At 39.7% G+C, this 16226-nt stretch carries 13 protein-coding genes; 10 read left to right on the top strand and 3 right to left on the bottom strand.

Translation table 11 applies throughout. The features are described from left to right. From fliR to DI060_RS11080, 8 genes are all read left to right on the top strand, one after another. A complete protein-coding gene (fliR, locus tag DI060_RS11115) occupies window positions 1-780 on the top strand; it encodes a flagellar biosynthetic protein FliR (protein ID WP_108976589.1) in 780 nt (259 codons plus the stop codon). Continuing rightward, the gene (locus tag DI060_RS11110; protein WP_108976588.1) at window positions 780-1901 is read left to right on the top strand and encodes an EscU/YscU/HrcU family type III secretion system export apparatus switch protein; all 1122 of its coding nucleotides are present in this window, start codon (window positions 780-782) and stop codon (window positions 1899-1901) included. The genes fliR and DI060_RS11110 overlap by 1 nt, the downstream gene beginning before the upstream one ends. Beyond that, entirely contained in the window at window positions 1901-4018 is a 2118-nt protein-coding gene (locus tag DI060_RS11105; RefSeq protein ID WP_108976587.1) for a flagellar biosynthesis protein FlhA, read from the top strand. The genes DI060_RS11110 and DI060_RS11105 overlap by 1 nt, the downstream gene beginning before the upstream one ends. Window positions 4019-4024: 6 nt before the next feature. After that, window positions 4025-5032, top strand: a complete 1008-nt coding sequence (gene dusA / locus DI060_RS11100) for a tRNA dihydrouridine(20/20a) synthase DusA (RefSeq protein WP_108976586.1) — start codon at window positions 4025-4027, stop codon at window positions 5030-5032. Window positions 5033-5282: 250 nt separating this feature from the next. Then, window positions 5283-6977: a DNA repair helicase XPB gene (locus tag DI060_RS11095; protein ID WP_108976585.1), complete on the top strand. Its 1695-nt coding sequence runs from the start codon at window positions 5283-5285 to the stop codon at window positions 6975-6977. Between the two features lie 11 nt (window positions 6978-6988). Further along, the gene (locus DI060_RS11090; protein ID WP_108977106.1) at window positions 6989-8203 is read left to right on the top strand and encodes a pyridoxal phosphate-dependent aminotransferase; all 1215 of its coding nucleotides are present in this window, start codon (window positions 6989-6991) and stop codon (window positions 8201-8203) included. A 6-nt stretch (window positions 8204-8209) separates the two neighbouring features. Continuing rightward, window positions 8210-9238, top strand: a complete 1029-nt coding sequence (locus DI060_RS11085) for an SH3 domain-containing protein (RefSeq protein ID WP_108976584.1) — start codon at window positions 8210-8212, stop codon at window positions 9236-9238. 7 nt (window positions 9239-9245) lie between these two features. Next, entirely contained in the window at window positions 9246-10028 is a 783-nt protein-coding gene (locus DI060_RS11080) for an alpha/beta fold hydrolase (protein WP_108976583.1), read from the top strand. A 9-nt stretch (window positions 10029-10037) separates the two neighbouring features. On the opposite strand, the gene DI060_RS11075 is transcribed toward DI060_RS11080, so the two are convergent. Beyond that, entirely contained in the window at window positions 10038-10508 is a 471-nt protein-coding gene (locus tag DI060_RS11075; RefSeq protein WP_108976582.1) for a Dps family protein, read from the bottom strand. 50 nt (window positions 10509-10558) lie between these two features. Between DI060_RS11075 and DI060_RS11070 the strand changes: the two genes are divergently transcribed. Then, window positions 10559-12760 (top strand): SulP family inorganic anion transporter, encoded by a 2202-nt coding sequence (locus DI060_RS11070; protein WP_108976581.1) that lies wholly within the window; start codon window positions 10559-10561, stop codon window positions 12758-12760. Between the two features lie 8 nt (window positions 12761-12768). Here the strand turns inward: DI060_RS11070 and DI060_RS11065 are convergent, their stop codons facing one another. Continuing rightward, on the bottom strand, window positions 12769-13380 hold the full coding sequence (locus tag DI060_RS11065; protein WP_244594373.1) for a CsgG/HfaB family protein: 612 nt from the start codon (window positions 13378-13380) through the stop codon (window positions 12769-12771). 153 nt (window positions 13381-13533) lie between these two features. On the opposite strand from DI060_RS11065, the gene DI060_RS11060 reads away from it, so the two are divergent. Further along, the gene (locus tag DI060_RS11060) at window positions 13534-13893 is read left to right on the top strand and encodes a hypothetical protein (protein WP_108976580.1); all 360 of its coding nucleotides are present in this window, start codon (window positions 13534-13536) and stop codon (window positions 13891-13893) included. A gap of 4 nt (window positions 13894-13897) precedes the next feature. On the opposite strand, the gene DI060_RS11055 is transcribed toward DI060_RS11060, so the two are convergent. Continuing rightward, window positions 13898-15712, bottom strand: coding sequence for an Ig-like domain-containing protein (locus tag DI060_RS11055; protein WP_108976579.1), 1815 nt, complete (start codon window positions 15710-15712; stop codon window positions 13898-13900). Window positions 15713-16226: the final 514 nt, after the last annotated feature.

The following is a 16226-nucleotide window of genomic DNA, read 5'->3' as shown; positions in this document are numbered from 1 at the left end:
ATGGAATATTTCTTACTTCAGTTTCAAGCTTTTTTATTTGTTTTAGCTCGATTGCTAGGTTTGTTCCTAGTTGCGCCATTCTTTTCTTCAGATTCGATTTCGTTTACTCTCAAAATGATATTCTCGTTTATGGTAAGCCTGATTGTGTTCCCCGTTGTGGCATCCTATATGCCAGAAGTTCCAGGGCATATGATTAATTATGGAATTGTGGTCATCTCCGAAATGTTAGTCGGTGTGATCATGGGTTTTATAGTATCGATAGTATTTGCTTCTTTCCAAATGGCAGGTGAGTTTTTCAATAACCAAATAGGTTTTGGATATACTGAAATTCTTGATCCTATCACACAGAACTCCTTACCTGCCATAGGTACGATTAAAAATTTAATGGCGACTGCGATTTTTTTAGTCATTGGTGCACACCGAATGATGATCGAAACCCTGGCTTATTCTTTTGAAAAGATTCAAATACTACAATTTACAAAACAAGTTAACCTCGGTTTGCTCAACCTGTTCCAAGATACAATAGGAGCCATGTTTGTCGTGGCATTTAAAATTGCCCTACCTGTGATGGGAATACTATTTTTAGTGAGTTTGGCAGAAGGACTTATGGGTAAGGCGGCACAACAAATGAATGTGATGTCTATGTCTTTCCCTTTAAAAGTATTTATTGGTACACTTACCCTTATAGCTACATTAACATTCATCAGTTCGCAAATGACGCAAGGTATTCAATTATCACTTGATAAGGTCACAATTCTCATCCGGGAGTGGCCCAGATAATGAATCAGGAACTTTTGAAACTTGATCCATATTTCCAAATTAATCTCCAGCTATTTGCTGCTGCTGATGAAGGTAGAACTGAGCCTCCCAGTGAAAGAAGAAGGAGAGAAGAAAGGGAGAAAGGAAATGTACCAAAGTCTCAAGAGGTTGCCTCCACATTAGTATTATTAGGTGGGACTGCTGTAATTTTTCTATTTGGTGAAAAATTTATTAAAGATACTGCAAAATTTATTAAAAAGTATATGGCGATGGGTGTTTCGCTCGATAGGTTCGGAGCTGAGGAATTTCGAGTGATGCTAGGCATGGTTGCCTCGGATTTTTTAGGATTAATTTGGCCAATCTTGGCAGTTACTGTTTTATTTGCCATCGTAGGAAATGTTGTACAAGTAGGATTTTTATTTACCCCTAGAGCATTGGCATTTCGGTTTGATAGAGTTACACCAAACTTTAATCGTATTTTGCCTAATCGCCAAACAATGTTTAATTTAGCAAAGTCCTTAGCAAAGGTGATTTTGATTGGTTTTATTAGTTATATTTTGATTGCGGGCGACTTTTTAAAAATCCTACTCACTGGAAATATGGGTATTTTAGAATCCATCACTCTTATTTCCTATTCTGGATTTAAAATCATGATGACCGCAGGCATTCTACTATTGGCGATCGCAGTTAGTGATTTCTTTTTTCAAAAATTTGAATTTGAAGAGTCTTTGAAGCAAACGCCAAGTGAAGCGAAGCGAGAAGCAAAAGATGATGGTGGAGATCCAATCTTAAAAAACAGACGGATGCAGCTGGCAAGAGATATGATGCAGGGCAATATGCTTCGTGAAGTGCCAAAAGCAGATGTTGTCATCACCAATCCAACACATTACTCGGTAGCTCTTTTGTATGAATTAGGAGATGCAGCCCCTAGAGTCATAGCAAAAGGGGAAAATCGACTCGCACTCGAAATCAGAAGGATAGCCAGGGAAAATGATGTTCCCATTGTAGAAAGTCCAGCTAATGCCCGTTTTTTATACCACCAAGTGGATGTCGGCAAAGAGATTCCAAATGAACTATTCCAAGCTGTGGCGAACATTCTATTTACTCTTGAAAAATTTAAACGAAAAATAGGTAGGACATAATGAATATCAGAGACCTCCTTAAACAATCAGATTTAATTTTAGGAATCGGTGTTCTCGTCATTTTAGGAATGTTAATCGTTCCACTGCCTGGGTTTATACTGGACATTTTACTAGTTCTGAGTATCGGCTTAGGACTATTGATCTTGTTGACGGCTTTATCCGCAACAGATCCAAGCGAATTTTCTATCTTCCCTAGTTTACTGTTAATTACAACCTTATATCGGTTAGCCTTAAACGTATCGACGACAAGACAGATTCTCTCTAAAGGTCCAGCAATGAATTCAAATGTAATCGAAGCATTTGGAACATTTGTCGTGGGAGGAGAGGCAGGATTAGGAAAGTATGTAGTCGGACTCATTATCTTTATCATTTTGACTATCGTACAGGTTGTTGTAATTACCCGAGGTGCAACTAGAATCTCCGAAGTGGCAGCTAGGTTCACATTGGATGGATTACCTCAGAAACAAATGTCGATCGATATGGAATTGAATAGTGGAGCAATTACCGAACAAGAAGCGAAATTCAAACGAGAGAAATTACAGAGAGAAGTAAATTTTTATGGGGCTATGGATGGTGCTTCCAAATTTGTACAAGGAGATGTAAGGGCAGGTCTTATCATTACGGCCATCAATTTGATTGGAGGCGTGATCATTGGTTCTACAATTCGAGGTGAAAGTTTTTTAGCCGCAATAGAAACCTATGGTCGATTTACAATAGGTGATGGTCTTGTTTCTCAAATTCCAGGGCTCCTATCCACTACAGCTACAGGTATAATTGTAACTCGTTCTAGCTCAGAAAAAAAATTAACCACAGAGATCAAAACACAACTCTTTGGTAACGCAAAGTCACTCTATGTTGTTGCTGGCGCTCTCGGTCTTGCAAGTTTGATTCCAGGTTTACCATTTATTTCACTCATTCTTTTATCTGCGGGCGTAGGATATTTAGGATATTCTATTGAACAAGTAGCAAAAGAAGAGATCAAAAAGATTGAAACAGTCTCACAAGAAAAAGTAACTGAGAAAAAACCTGAGAATTATATTAAGGAGATCACAGTTGAAGCCATTCAAGTGGAGTTAGGACGAGATCTTTTGCCATTGGTGGATGCATCTGCGGGAGGACATTTACTTGAACAGATTGCCAATACTCGAAAGAAATTTGCCACTGACTTCGGTTTGGTGATTCCTGCTATACGTATCGTGGATAATCTGGAGATTCCCCATGATAATTATACAATTCGAATCAATGGTGTTGTTGTAGGACAAGCAGTTATCAAAGCAGATCGTCTGATGGCGATGAACAACTCACAAAGGGATCTAGAACCAATTGTTGGAGAAAATTTCTTAGAACCAGCTTTCGGAATGAAAGCAATTTGGATTGATCCCATGACACGGCCTGAGGTAGAAAACAAAGGTTATACGGTTGTCGATCCATCCACTGTTATCATTACACATTTGAAAGAATTAATCTCCACATATGCCTCTCAACTATTAGGTAGAGAAGAAGTAAAAGCTCTTTTAGAGCATTTACGTCAGACTCATCCGACATTGGTGCAGGAGCTTGAATATGATAAACAAGGAAGACTCGGTATTATCCAGCAGACCTTACAAAATCTTTTGGCGGAGGGGCTATCGATTAAAAATCTACCCAAAATCATGGAAGCAATTGCAAATAATATTAATAAGGTGGGTGGAGATTCCATTTTACTTTCAGAAGCAGTAAGACAGGCAATCTCCCGCCAAATCATAAATGATTTTCTCTCCGCAGATGGAAAATTACATGTAGTCACAATCGATCCAAGGATAGTAGATCGATTGCAGCGAAGTTTAGTGCAAGACCAAATGGATGGAGGATCAGTCATCGTACTCCCGCACGAATTCCGCATCCGCCTCATGGAGTCTGTTTTTGCAGAACTGCAAAAAGCAGCAGAAGCAGGTAGATTTTTGATATTTGTGATTTCGCGAACCCTTAGACAACCCTTTGCTTTTCTGATCGCCAAAGATCTACCACCTAGAAACTTTGCTGTCATAGCCTCAGAAGAGATTCAAAGAGGTGTGCCGACAGACATTGCCTCTGTTCTCACACTGGCATCTCGAGAGGAGCAAACACAGGAGGCCTAAGTTGCCATGAATCACAATCCATCAATTGCAGAGTGGACTCTTTCTCTTGCTCCGATGATGGATTGGACAGACCGGCACTTTCGTTACTTTTTTCGTCTCCTGAGCAAAAAAACATATTTATATACTGAGATGGTTACAACGGGAGCCATCCTAAAAAGTGCAAATCCTAGTCGATTTTTAGAATATGATAAAATTGAGCATCCGATCGCCTTACAACTAGGAGGTGATGATCCAAACTTATTGGCAGAGGCGGCCATTATAGGTGAATCCTTTGGATATGACGAAATTAATTTGAACGTTGGTTGTCCCTCTGACCGAGTCCAGAGTGGTGCCTTTGGGGCCTGTTTGATGAAGGAGCCCAAATTAGTCGCAAAGATGGTATCTATGGTCAAAACGAAAGTAAAGGTACCGGTCACTGTGAAGCATAGAATCGGTATCGATGGAAGAGAAAGTTTTGATGATCTGTTCGAATTTGTCAGAGAGATCAAAGAGGCAGGAGTCGATCGTATCATAGTACATGCAAGAATTGCTATCCTCAAAGGTTTATCTCCTGCATTGAATCGCACTGTTCCGCCTCTTCGCTATGATGATGTGTATAAACTGAAAGATTATTTTCCAGAGCTTCCTATTGTCATCAATGGTGGCATTCTAAACTTTGATTCTGCAAAATTCCATCTAAAGTATGTAGATGGTGTAATGATAGGGCGGGCAGCCTATGAAAATCCGTATCAATTTTTGAATGCTGATTGTGATTTTTATGGCGAGATACCTTCAAGTCTACCAAGAGAGGAAATCCTCTTGCAATTGATCCCTTATTTAGAATCAGAAATGGAAAGAGGTACTAAAGCACATCACATATTGAAACACATACTTGGTTTGTACCAGGGTGTAGATGGAGCTAGAGAATACAGAAGGTATTTTTCAGATCCTAAACATTTCCAACAAAGCGCAAAAGATATTATATATACTTTTCTTTCCTTAAGGGAAGAGAGAAAATTAAGTGTAGCAAAGTGAATTTGGCTGAGCCAAAAGAAACGTAAGCCCTGTTAGGCCTTCCGAATATGCTTTTTTCAAATGTCAACCAAATTTTATAGAAATGGAAGAGGGATACTAACTTGTGTTAAGCGAGGTTCCCCTTCTTTATATGTGATTTTTAGAAAAAATTCCTGAAAAAACCGTATTTTAGTGCTCGAAAGGCTTCTAAAGGGAAAGGGCTTGACAGGTGACTTTTGCTTTTCAGCCTGGTTTTTGAGAGGTATTTTTTATGGCCAAACCACTCACAGTCCAAAGTGATAAAACCATGTTACTCGAGGTAGACAACCCTGAGTTTGAAGCATGTCGTGATTTAATTTCTAAATTTGCAGAACTCGAAAAAAGCCCAGAGTATATGCATACGTATCGTATTTCTCCTCTCTCGCTTTGGAATGCAGCCTCCATTAAAATGACGGCCGATGAAATCATAGATGGTTTAGTTCAGTTTGCCCGCTATTCCGTTCCCAAAAACGTGATCAATGAGGTTAGAGAGCAAATTTCTAGATACGGAAAAGTAAAATTGGTAAAAGAAGAGTCAGGTGAGCTTTATATCATTTCAAACGAAGCTGGCTTCATTACTGAGATTGCAAATAACCGAGCTGTGCAGCCCTTTGTCGACGGAATGGAAGGCGACAAAATCCGTATCAAAAAAGAATACCGTGGTCACATCAAACAAGCATTGATCAAGATTGGGTTTCCAGTTGAAGATTTGGCAGGTTACGATGAAGGGAATAAATACCCATTCAACCTAAGACCTGTTACTAAAGGAGGGATTAAATTTGGAATGCGTGATTACCAAAGAGCCTCTGTTGAAGCATTTCATGCTGGTGGCCGTAATGAGGGTGGATCTGGAGTTGTAGTCCTTCCTTGTGGTGCGGGAAAGACCATCGTGGGAATGGGAGTGATGCAGATCGTTGGAGCAGAAACTCTAATTCTAGTTACAAATACTCTTTCCATTCGCCAATGGAGAAATGAAATCTTGGACAAAACGGATATACCTGAATCAGACATAGGTGAATATTCCGGTGAGTTAAAAGAAATTAAACCCATCACCATTGCGACATACAATATCCTCACTCATAGAAAGAAAAAGGGTGGTGACTTCACTCATTTCCATATCTTTAGTGCGAACAATTGGGGATTGATAGTCTACGATGAGGTGCACCTCCTTCCAGCCCCTGTGTTTCGAATGACTAGTGAATTGCAAGCAAAACGTAGATTAGGTTTAACAGCCACACTCGTCAGAGAAGATGGTTTGGAAGAGGACGTATTTTCTTTGATTGGACCCAAAAAATATGATGTGCCTTGGAAGGAACTAGAGGCAAAATCCTGGATCGCGGAAGCCAACTGCGTAGAGATACGTGTTCCTATGGAAGATGATTTACGTATGCGATATTCGGTCGCCGATGACAGAGAGAAATTCCGCTTGGCTTCCGAAAATCCCGAAAAGTTAAGGGCTATTGATTACATACTCAAAAAACATGCATCTAACAATATCTTGGTGATTGGGCAATACATCAATCAATTGGAAGAGATTTCTCAGAAATTCAAAATTCCTTTGATTACAGGAAAGACTCCTCTTCCAGAGAGACAGGAGCTCTACCAAGCATTTCGTTCAGGCCAGATCAAACAATTGGTGGTTTCCAAGGTGGCAAACTTTTCCATCGATTTACCTGATGCTAACATTGCAATTCAGGTTTCTGGAACCTTTGGAAGTCGACAGGAAGAGGCACAGCGACTTGGTCGTATTTTGCGGCCGAAGTCAAATGACAACACAGCTATCTTCTACTCTTTGATTTCAAGGGATACCAACGAAGAAAGATTCGGTCAAAACCGTCAATTGTTCTTAACAGAACAAGGATATGAATACGAAATTTATACTCTAGATCAGTTCAAAGAGACTGTACCGGAAGAAGCATTAAAATGATAGAGGAAAGAATGAAACTCGTTGCAAAACGTTTGGATGTCGTCGAACCATCTCCGACTTTAGCAATCACTGCTAAGGCAAACCAATTAAAAGCCAATGGCATAGATGTTGTCGGCTTTGGTGCAGGTGAGCCAGATTTTGACACACCTGAGCACATCAAAGAGGCAGCAAAGAAAGCAATCGATGCTGGTAAAACAAAATATACGCCTGTAAGCGGAACAGTTAGCCTTCGTGATGCGATCATCCATAAATTACAACGTGACAATGGATTAAAATACGAAAGAAATCAGATCATTGTTGGAACTGGCGGAAAACAGGTTCTGTATAACTTCTTCATGGCAGTATTAAATCCAGGCGATGAAGTCATCATTCCTGCGCCCTACTGGGTAAGTTATGCGGATATTGTACGGCTTGCAGAAGGTATCCCAGTGATTGTTCCTACCGATATTAGTTCTGGTTTCAAAATCAATGCAGAGCAATTAAGTAAACACATCACAAATAAAACCAAAGTGTTTATCTTTAATTCACCTTCAAATCCAACTGGCTCTGCATATACTCGTAAAGAGGTAGAATCATTGGTAAGTGTTTTGGAGCCAAAGGATATCATTGTGCTTTCAGACGATATCTATGAAAAAATTATTTATGATGGTCTGGAATTTGTGAATCCAGCGATGATTTCCACAAAAATGAAAGAAAAAACTTTTGTTGTCAATGGAGTGTCGAAAGCTTACTCCATGACCGGCTGGAGGATAGGTTACGGTGCTGGCAATGCAGAAATAGTCAAAAATATGGATACAATGCAAGGCCAATCTACCTCAAATGCATCTTCCATCGCTCAGGCGGCTGCCGAAGCGGCTTTGCTAGGTGACCAATCGCCTGTGGAAACAATGCGACAGGCATTTGATGTAAGGCGAAAGTTGATAGTTGGTTTGCTAAATCAAATCCCTGGCATTGATTGCAGAATGCCCGAAGGGGCGTTTTATGCATTCCCGTATTTAACGCAGGTGTTTTCTTTGAGTGCCTTCCAAAAATTAAAACAATCCAAAGGTGAATCCTCAAATTCAAAACTCTTTTGTGAAATCCTTTTGGACCAATACCAAGTAGCAGCTGTTCCAGGTTCTGCTTTTGGCGACGACCAGGCCATTCGGCTTTCCTATGCCTTGGGTGAAAAAGACATTGAGAAGGGCATAGAAAGAATCAAAAAAATGGTTCTAGATCTACAATAAATTGATATGAACAGACGTAAGTATTCTTATTTATTTCTGTTCATACTATTTTACTCCATTTCTTTATTTTCCGAACCAAAAGCTTTACTGCCTCCAAAAATTAGAAAGAGTCCTAATCAAGTTATCACAGAGGCAAAGGGTAAACTTCCCATCCTAAATCAATTCGATGTAAAGCTATATCTTTTTCCCGATAGAAAGAGTGACGTACTACGCTTACTTAATTTTGCGGAAATGATTTCTCTCGATGAAAAGAGTATGGAACCACTTGACGATATTTGGCTTCCTATTAAAACAAAAGACGGAATGATTGGATTTGTTCCGCGAACAGCCGTAAGACTAGTGCCTTCAAAATCTTTTTTTAGAGAACTCATTTTTGAATGCGATAAAGCTTTGAAGAATAGCCAAATCAGTCTCGCTGAATCCATGAAAATTACAAATGCGCTCCAGGCAAGGTCATCAGCTGGCGAATTTGTAGGTGATGATTTTAATTTATTAAAAACAAAAGTTGGGTTTGCACTGAAGGTTACTCTGGACAAGGCAAATGCTCTTTCCCTTGGTCCGAACCAATCCACTGAATGGTATGATTTCTTAAAAGTTCACCAAAGTAAAATCCTGTACGACGAAGTTGAAAAGAAGTACTATGTTGATCCCGAATACTTCTGGAAAATTTTGGACTTCAGCCCGAGATCAAAACATGCTGATTACATTGCCTATATGGCATCTGAATCTCTGCCAGTACGGAAATGTCCAGAGAAAGACCTTGCCTGCGAACTGGAACAAATCCGTCTAACAAAACTTAGGTATCTTTCTCAATTCCCAAGTGGAAATTATGCCGAGATTTATTTTCGTGACGTGAACAAAAGGCTTTCTTACTTAACAAACGATTCTGATTCTATTCCTTGCTTTCCCCCAATTTCAAAATTCCTAAAATCAGAAATCGAGAGCCTCTCCAAGTATGTATCTAGTTTTTCAGCCAAAAGGAGGAAGATTCTTTCCGTCTATGCAGAGAAATTAAGAGCCGAGTGTTTGAAATAGAATATTTATGGAACTAAATTTTAAATTTTATCAATGCTTAGACAAATCCAATTCATTAGATTCGATCTTACTATTGCATGGATTATTCGGTTCAAGCAAAAACTGGGTTAGCGTTTCAAAGCATCTTTCGCGCTACTTTAATGTCTACTCTTTGGATCTTAGAAATCATGGTGACTCTCCGCATTCAAACATTCATACCATACCTGAGATGGCAAAGGATGTGGAGGAGTTTATTCAGACACATAAGCTCACAAATCTACACATTCTTGGTCACTCTATGGGTGGGCTTGTTGCCATGTACTTTGATTTGCATCATCAAAACTTGTTGAAATCTCTAGTTATACAGGACATTGCTCCAAGAAACTATCCTTTTATCTATGAGAATGAAATTGCTTCTATGTCGTTCGACTTGAGTTTGTTTCGATCGAGGGCAGAGATTGATGAAAAAATGAAAGAATATGTTCCAGACTCTTTTATACGGCAATTCCTACAAATGAATTTAGAGAGAACTCTAGACGGAAAGTACGTTTGGAAATTAAATGTTAACGGGATAGGAAAATCGGACCGAGTTTTTTTGGAGCAATTTGAAAACGTTAGCCCATCTCAAACTAAATCTCTATTTTTATTGGGTGGAAGTTCAGAATACATAACGGAGAGCGATCGCAAGCTAATCGGAAACTTATTTCCAAATGCTCGATTAGAGACAATTCCAGAAGGCGGACATTTTATCCATTTTACGCATGCAACAAATTTTCTCGCACATCTGGATTCTTTCTATAATCGTTTGTAACTTTCTAAATCACTCACTAAGCAAGGATCTTAACATCCAAGCTGTCTTTTCATGAATATCTAACCTTTGTGTCAATAAATCTAGAGTTGCTTGGTCATTTCCTTTTTCTGCTGGTTCATAGGCTGCCCGCGCAGTTCGGATCACGGCCTCGTTCCCTTCGACAAGATTTTTGATCATCTCTGTTGCTTTGGGGACAGTTTTGTCTTCGACGATACTAGTATACTTTGCAAATTCCCAAGCACCGACTGGAGCATAATAACCCAATGAACGAATCCTCTCTGCAATTGGGTCGATTGCATTCCAAAGTTCAGTATACTGTGTCATAAATAACACGTGTAAGGTTTGAAACATCGGTCCTGTCACATTCCAATGGTAGCTATGGGTTTTTTGGTAGAGAGTATAGGTATCAGCTAATAATTTTTTCAATGCTTCCGAAATTGAGCTACGTTCTGCTTCGGGAATCCCAATATTGATTTGCATTTTAATCTCCTAAAAAAAACTCTTTTTACAATAGCGATTCGGTTCCCTCATTGAATATAAAATTTTCAAAATTTCAGTCAGATTTGCTCGCGGGTATGGCCGCCATGTTTGTTGCACTCCCTTCCGCCATTGCCTTCGGTTTGAGTGTTTATAGCCCTTTAGGAGAGTCTTATGCAGGTTTTGCAGCCCTCTCAGGCATTTTGGGAACCATTCTCATTGGTCTCGTTTCACCTTTGGCTGGCGGAACACCACGTCTCATCTCAGCTCCTTGTGCTCCGGCCGCGGCAGTTCTCTCTGTCTTTGTGTTAGAAGAGGTACGCCGAGGGAGTTTTTCCTACCAACAAATTCCTATTCTTGTAGGCATTGCGGTTCTAATTGCAGGTCTCTTCCAAATCATATTAGGACTTTTAGGTGGCGGTAGGCTCATCAAATACATCCCTTATCCTGTTGTGGCTGGTTATTTAAGTGGCTTGGGACTCTTACTCATTTTGAGTCAGTTGCCTAGGGTTTTGGCTATCTCTTCCGAAGGTTCTCTGTTAGGTGATTTGCAATCTCTACACCGTAGCCCTATCTCGCCGCTGATTGGTCTGGTAACAGTAGTCTCGATGGTATTAGCTCCTAAGTTCTTTAAAAAAATACCACCGACAATTTTTTCATTGATAGTTGGTGTAGTTACCTATTGGACTCTGAGTTTGTTCTATGTCGAATTGCGTACTTTAGAAAATAACCATTACGTAGTTGGACCCATTATGCCAGAAGGTGAGGGTCTACATTCACAGATTGCTGCAAATCTTACAAATTTGAACTTAATCAATGCCTCCTCTTGGCGTACGCTCTTCATTCCTTCGATTACACTGGGATTTCTTTTGTCCATCGATACTTTAAAAACCTGTTTGGTGCTGGATGTATACTCTGAAAAGAGACATGATTCCAATCGAGAATTGCTCGGGCAAGGCTTGGGAAATTGTGTAAGTTCAGTGTTTGGTGGAATTGCAGGTGCAGGCACGTTGGGTGCATCGCTTGTGAACGTTTCGAGTGGAGCAAAGTCAAAGTTATCAGGTTTCTTCGTTGGAGTTCTTTCCTTGGTCTCTATTCTATTTTTTTCAAATTTAATCTCCTGGATACCTGTTTCAGCCCTAGCTTCGATATTGATCGTAATTGGTTTTCGGATGATTGATTGGAAAAGTGTTGGTTTACTAAGAAACCAAGCAACACTATTTGATTTTTTTGTGATCTTATGTGTGGTCATTTCCGCTGTGAGTACGAGTTTGCTTTTAGCTGCTGGAGTTGGGATAATCCTTGCGATACTCCTCTTTTTGAGAGATCAAGTTCGTTCTTCTGTTGTTAGGAGGTCATTCTTAGGAAACCAAAAATTCTCCAAAAAAAGAAGATTGCCATCAGAATTGGATGAACTTTTAAAAAAAGGAGATCAGAATATAATTTTTGAGCTTCAGGGACAGCTCTTCTTTGGTACAACTGATCAATTGCTTAGTTTAGTAGAACCGTATTTAAATAAAGTGCGAAATATGATCTTTGATTTTCGGCGTATCTTAAATTTGGATTTTACTGCTGTCAACTTACTCAAACAAATCCACCAGAGGCTTGCAAATGCTGGCGGTACTTTGATTTTGACAAGTGTTCCGCAAAAATTATCAACCGGTCAGAATGTACAAGTTTACCTGGAGAGTTTTGGCTTATCGAATTCAACTCCTAATCTTAAATTTTTTGAAGAGTTAGATGAAGCCATCGAATTTGTGGAAGATGAAATTCTGCATGAATCAAATTTGGAACCTATTCGACGTATCCCGTATCTTCATTTGAGACAGTTTGAGTTCTTTTTGCCTTTCCCAAAAGATTTGATCGATCAATTTGAAACCTTTACAAGTGAACTTAAAATTCAAGAAAACGAAGTATTGTTTAAGAAGAATGATATATCGGACCAGATGTATTTCATTCGAAAAGGAAGTATAAGAATTTTGCTTCCTTTAGATGCCACCCGCTTCCACCATTTAGCAACCTTTGGCAAAGGGGATTTTTTTGGCGACATGGCATTTTTGGATAGTGAGCCGAGGTCAGCCGATGCCATCGCATTGGAAGAGACTATGCTTTATGTAGTCTCTCGTGCAAAATTTGATGAATTTGTTCACTCACACCCAAAGTTCGGCTATCTTTTCTTTGAATCCTTATCTTATATCTTGTCACAAAGGCTACGATTGAATCATCTTGAACTGAGTGCCCTCCAAGAAAATTAATTGGGATTCTATAGTTGGCTTTTGATGTTTTCTACTAAACTTTCCACAACATAATCATATTCGCAGGTTTCGATCAAGATATCTTCTCTACTCCAAATGAATCCAAAACCTAAAAGGTACTTTGTCAATTTCCATGTCGACCAATTGGCACCTGGTTTTTTTCTAGCATTGACCACCACTTGACCGGATTCGATTTTCACCAGCTTGAGTGAGACTGTATCGATTAGATTGTTATGCAAAATTCCATGGCTATCCGTTTTTCTAAGTGCGGAACCTCTTCCAAATACTAATGCATCCACGCCGAGAATTTTCCCAATACGAACAGCCGTTTGCGTATCGATGATTCCTGTTTTTGAAAATGACTGCTCGTTCACTACCTTTGAAAGTTGATCCCTTTCGATCACAACAACAGGTAGATGCTTTGCGATTTGCAAAGACAAAGCATCGGTGAATTCACCGTCCCATTTGGCATCTTCGATATCAAAGGTGAGTACTGCAATTTTTTGGATGTTCAAATCTCTTTTGGACGGATCTGGAAATTGAATCGCAGACTCCATTGTTGTGCAATGAGCCAAAGATAGAATTGAAACCAGTAGGGATGGCAAAAAGAACTGTTTCATGACTGATCAATAACTAGGTAGGACGAAAATTTGCAAATAATTTTTTAATGATCTATTTTTAATCGATTAACAATAGTTATAGATAATTTTATCCTAGTGAACTGAAGGTCTTAAAATATTGATTTCTTTTGGAGAAAATCCGATACTTTCCTTATGAGACCGAACAAATCTTACTTCCTTTTGCTCTCTTTTCTTGCATTTCACCTAAATTGCACGACTCAAAAAATCCAAAGCCCATACTCTGACCGCAGCATTCAATTGGAAGGCTGGGAGAAGGTGTGCAAAAGTGAGAGGGTATTTCCACAGTGGTACCTTTTTTGGGGTGCATACCCGATCCGCGAATGGAAAGAACAAGAATTTTTCCCTGACAGCAAAAGGAGCTATCGTATATCGATTAAGACCACTTGGCTAGATGGAGTCGTAAGTGCGCTTGGTGGATTAACAATTTCGATAACCCGAAAAACTTGGGTAATTGAAGATTGTGTTATCGATGGACCGGAAGAAACAAAGTAAATGACTAAGGGATGATTCTTTTGATCGTATGGTTAAGGGAATCGGCCACATAAATCCTTCCCTGCCCATCAATGCTAATTCCCTTTGGCTGGTTGAATCTAGATTGGAACATAGAACCGATGGCATTTCCACAGGTTATACTCCCTGGACTACTTCCTGCGATAGTAGTGACGGCACCAGAGGAGCTGATTTTTCGGATCGCACAATTTCCCGTATCCGTCACATAAAGATTTCCCAAAGCATCAATTGTGATCCCTTGCGGATTATTGAACCTTGCTTGTGTTCCTAAGCCGTCCGCAAAACCGCAGTTTCCTGCAGTTTCGGAGCCTGCAAACGTTGTCACTGATCCTGTCGAACTAACTTTCCGGATAGCACAGTTACCAGAATCAGCGACATACACATTTCCAAAAACATCTAAAACAAGACCTTTTGGGGATTGAAAGCGAGCAAGCCCGCCTTGTGCATTGGTATAGCCACAAACACCAACCGAAGTAGGATTTGTGCCTGCTAACGTACTTACTGTACTGCCTACCACTTTACGAATTGCACAATTTCCAGTATCGGTGACGTAGTAGTTGCCTGCGGTATCAAAGGCAATTCCTTCCGGAAACGAAAACCTGGCCGTCGTTCCAGATCCATTAACATTAGCACTCGCATTATTTCCGTTAAGTGTGCTGACAGTAAAACTCCCGGAATTAATCACCCTCCTTGTCGCATGTGAAAATTTATCAGTTACATACATCTGAGTTTGAGCCAGGTTCAAAGCTATCCCCTGTGGATAGTTGAAGCGACTAGACAATCCGTTTGCATTGTTGGTAAATGCACATATTCCGCTCGTCGAACCAGCAATTGTAGTTACGACAGAACTCGTTGTAATCCTTCTAATGGAGCAGTTTTGCGTGTCCGTAACAAACACATTCCCAAATACATCTGATGTCAAATAACTTGGAGTATTAAACCGCGCAGCATTCCCCGTTCCATTTACATAACCTGATGTAGAAGCCTCACTACCTGCAATAAAGCTTACAACTCCAGTATCTGAAATTCTAAAATTGAAACTCGGCGGATTTACAATACTATTATTACTCAAATCTTGTATGCCTGTTGAGATCGAAACAGATACGAGAGCATAATTTGGCCAGGCCAGAGAAGGAACAAAAAGAATCGATGAGTTTGAAGCTAAATTTATAGTTCCTGTTACAGGACTTCCATTCACCGTAACTACGATGCTTGTATTGTTAATGGAAGCTGCTAAAATTGGCTCAGAAAATGTGATAGTGATTGGGCTGAGATTTGAAACTGACGTTGCATCTTTTTCGGGGTAAGTATTGCGTACACTTGGTCCTGTAACATCAATTATATTCTGGGTGGTGAAAGAAGAGGTAAAGGAGCTCTCCAATGCCTGTCCATTTTTGTCTACGAAACTTTCACTAATGTCTACTTGGTATACTTGGTTTTGGTCAAAACTTGTATTTGGCTGAAACCAGACGAACTTACCTTTTTTTTGGAAGGTTCCTTGTATCACTTGTTCTTGCAAAGTGATTTGTAGATGTCCATCTTTAAGCGAAGTGTCGCTTGGCTCTTCCGAAAACTCTATCTGGATATTGGTATTGAGAGCCACATCGACTGATTCTCTTTCCGGAAGTATTGATTTGACTTTAAATTCACTCAAAGAATTGGATTGTACCATCCCAAGGAGAACAAACGGCAGAGTGGCATTGGACTCTTTTTCTTTTTGCAATAAAGGGTATGCCAAACAATTGCAAAGCAGCAGGAAAATCAGGAAGGGAACTTTGGAAAGATATTTCATGACGTTCATGCCTATATCATTATTTTCGAATCATGAACTCTCAATATTGAGGAAAGGTCGATTTTCATTTTTAAATTTGGGGACATCCTCTATCAGACGAAAAAATAAATTTTTTTTTTAATCAATTTCTGACCCACTAGACATAAGGAGATACCTAATTGTTAATCCCATATCTTGGAAATTTCTTCCGAAGATTTGCTACAATGGATGCTGTGATATGGTAAGCCTGCTTTCATATATTCAGTATATATTAATATTCATAAGTACTAATGAGACATAATAAATTTATTTTCCCATGGGGCCTGAAACTTTTTCCTTAAATTCTCTTGACCTCAATTTCCTCTTTTACACAATGGCATTTACCGGGAGAGCCCAGGCGGTTTTTCTATGGGAGCAGTAGCGAGCGATCGTTCTGCGCCTCACTTACAAGATAAGCGAGGATGTGCAAAGCCACAGACAATCGATAACCGAGAGTTACGGAAGCCACGCTGATTAAGCCTGCTGGAAGTAGTTTAAGGGAAAG

The sequence above is a fragment of the Leptospira ryugenii genome (genome assembly GCF_003114855.1).
Taxonomy (GTDB): Bacteria; Spirochaetota; Leptospiria; order Leptospirales; family Leptospiraceae; genus Leptospira_A; species Leptospira_A ryugenii.
This window is presented reverse-complemented; position numbering and strand designations above follow the sequence as displayed.